Here is a 2733-nt window from a genome sequence, read left to right as displayed (position 1 = left end):
CGCGGCCGGGTTGTCGGCCACCGCGAGCAGCGGGCCGTTGATCGACGGCAGCGCGAGACCGGCCGGCAGCGTCGCGGCCGTGCCGATCACGACCGCCTGGTCGTCGGCCGGCAGCCCGGTCGACACCGGGAACCGCGCATGCCGGTAGTCCGCCAGCGCGCCGAACCACGATGCGAGCACGCCCGCGCTGCGCAGCGTCGCCGAATCGGGCGACGCCGGCAGCACGAACGGCAGCCGCACGCGGCCGTTGTCGCGCCGATCGAAGAACGGCGCGGGCAGCAGCGCGAGATCGTTCGGCAGGCGCACCGGCGATTCGTCGAGGATCAGCTCGCTCTTCGGGCTCACGTCGGCCCACAGCGCCGAGTTCGACGGATCCTCGCAATGGTCGAGCGTGTAATGCGCAATCAGGCGCAGGCCGATCTGGTTGAAATCCGAGAAGTAGCGCGGATCGATCGGGATTTCCTGCGTGATCGTGCGGCCCGCCTGCGCGGCGTCGAACGGGACGGTCGCGATCACCTCGCCGTTCACCGACACCTTCAGGTGCGACATCGGGAACACCAGCGACGGCGAATACGCGTAGGTCAGGCGCAGCCGCGCGCCGGTGACCACGCGGTCGAGCCGCACGCCCGCATTGATCGTGCGCGCGTCGTCGGCCCCGCGCAGGCGCAGCGGATCGAACGCACCGAGCGACGCGAACGGCAGGTGCACCGTCGTTGCCGGCAGGCCGGCTGCGGCCGCGCTGGCCGCCGCAGGCGCGGCCGCGGCGGCGGCCGGCACGGCCGGCATCGGCGCGGCCGACAGCACGGCTGCATGAAAAGCGCCGGCCATCGCGGCCGACAGGACGAGCAGCGACACGGCCGGCTTCATGCGCCGCTCCGTTTCGTCAGGATCATCCGGTCATCCGTCGCATCGAAGCCGATGCGCGCAAAGCAGCTATGCCCGTGAGTGAACATCCCCACTGCTTCCCCTCATATAAAACGAACTGGCCTGGCTCATTTATCGAAACAATGCGGCGATTTCTTTAATCGCGCGTCATCGTGCTACGCGCGCCTGGCACTGGCGCACGCCCATTCGTCACACTATCTCAAAAACAGGACAAAACTTACCCCGATTCGCGACGATGAAGCGAAAAAAACCTCAATCCGGTCGGAAATGCTGCGCGAGAGGGATGAATGGTAAGAATTGCGCCGTTGTCGCCCGGCAGGCCGAACGGCATACTGCCGGCGCGGTACGGCCGGCCGGCGGCGGTCCGTTGCAGACCGCCCCGCCGGAACGCGCTGCCGCGAGGCGGCGCGTATGCTACCGCAATCCCGCTTCGCCGGACGTGCTTTCTTTCACGGAAAACTGACTTGAATCAAATCGCCGACACTGCCACTCCGTCCCCCGATACGCTGCTGCGCATCATCGCCGCGCAGACCGAGATCGCGAAGCTCGGCCTCGACCTCGGCAGCGTGATGGCCTATGTGGCCGAGCAGGTGCCGCAACTCACCGGCGCGAGCGCCGCCGCCGTCGAATTCGCCGAGGGCGACGACATGGTGTACCGCGCCGCGTCGGGCACGGCCGCCGGGATGCTGGGCCTGCGGCTGCGGCGCTCGGGCAGCCTGTCGGGCCTGTGCGTGCAGCAAGGCGAGTTGCTGCACTGCACCGATTCGGAAACCGACTCGCGCGTCGATCGCGACGCATGCCGGCGGGTCGGCCTGCGCTCGATGCTCGTGATGCCGCTCACCCATGCCGACACGACGGTCGGCGTGCTGAAGGTGATGTCGCCGGAAGTCGACGGCTTTTCGCAAGCCGACGCCGGCACGCTGCGGCTGACGGCCGACCTGATCGCCGCCGCGATGTTCCACGCGGCGCGCAACGAGGCGAACGAACTGTACCTGCGCGCGACGCACGACGCGCTCACGGGCCTGCCGAACCGCGCGCTGTTCTACGACCGCCTGCGGCAGTCGATGCACACGACGCTGCGCGCGAACGGCCGGCTCGGCATTCTCAACATCGACATGGACGGGCTGAAGCCGATCAACGACGGGTTCGGCCATCGTGCGGGCGACGCCGCGCTGCGCGAGATCGCCACGCGGATGCAGGGGGCGGTGCGGCGCTCGGACACGGTCGCCCGCATCGGCGGCGACGAATTTGCGGTGATCCTGCCGAACATCGGCAACCGCGACGATGCGCATGCGCAAAGCACGCGGCTCGCGCACCAGGTCAGTGAACCGTTCGAATTCGAGGGGCGCCCGATGCGGCTCGGCGTCAGCGTCGGGATCGCGCTACTGCCCGACGACGGCACCGACATGAACGCGCTGATCGAACATGCGGACCAGGCGATGTATGAAGTGAAGCGCACGCGGTCGCAGCGGATGGCGCACGCGTAACGTGTACTCGAAGGCAGTTTCGTTGACGGACCGGCGGGTGGAATGCCCCGCTCACCTGCCCGCGGCTGGCTTGACCAGGCGCTAGCCGATCTGCGGAACGGCGATCGCGAGCCCGACCACGAGCCATTGCACGATCGCGACGAGCACACCGGCCCTGCACAACCCGACCGCGCCGCGCACGCGTGCGTCGAGCGCACGTCCGGCCTTCGATGCGTCGATCCAGCCGAGATCGGCGAGTGCGCGATCGAGCGCCGCGAGCCCGTCGTCGACCGATGCGTCGCCGGCCGCCGCGCGCGCGAGCGCGGCGAACAGCCGGCGATCGATCTCGATCCGCACCGCATACCACAGCGCCGCGATCCCC

At 69.0% G+C, this 2733-nt stretch carries 2 protein-coding genes and 1 pseudogene; 1 reads left to right on the top strand and 2 read right to left on the bottom strand.

Annotated features, from left to right (window positions below; genetic code table 11):
- On the bottom strand, positions 1 to 867 hold an 867-nt coding region (locus tag G3O06_RS47660; protein WP_205820256.1), incomplete at its 3' end, for a cellulose biosynthesis cyclic di-GMP-binding regulatory protein BcsB.
- Positions 868 to 1172: 305 nt separating this feature from the next.
- On the opposite strand from G3O06_RS47660, the gene G3O06_RS47655 reads away from it, so the two are divergent.
- Positions 1173 to 2372 carry a sensor domain-containing diguanylate cyclase gene (locus tag G3O06_RS47655; RefSeq protein ID WP_174917795.1) on the top strand — a complete coding sequence of 400 codons (1200 nt, stop codon included), beginning with the start codon at positions 1173 to 1175 and terminating at the stop codon, positions 2370 to 2372.
- 81 nt (positions 2373 to 2453) lie between these two features.
- On the opposite strand, the pseudogene G3O06_RS47650 reads toward G3O06_RS47655, so the two are convergent.
- Positions 2454 to 2733, bottom strand: a pseudogene (locus G3O06_RS47650) (hypothetical protein); the annotation flags it as partial.

Source organism: Burkholderia sp. Ac-20345, assembly GCF_017104825.1.
GTDB lineage: Bacteria > Pseudomonadota > Gammaproteobacteria > Burkholderiales > Burkholderiaceae > Burkholderia > Burkholderia lata_B.
The sequence above is the reverse complement of the archived record's forward strand: the minus strand, read 5'-3'. Positions and strand labels throughout refer to the sequence as shown.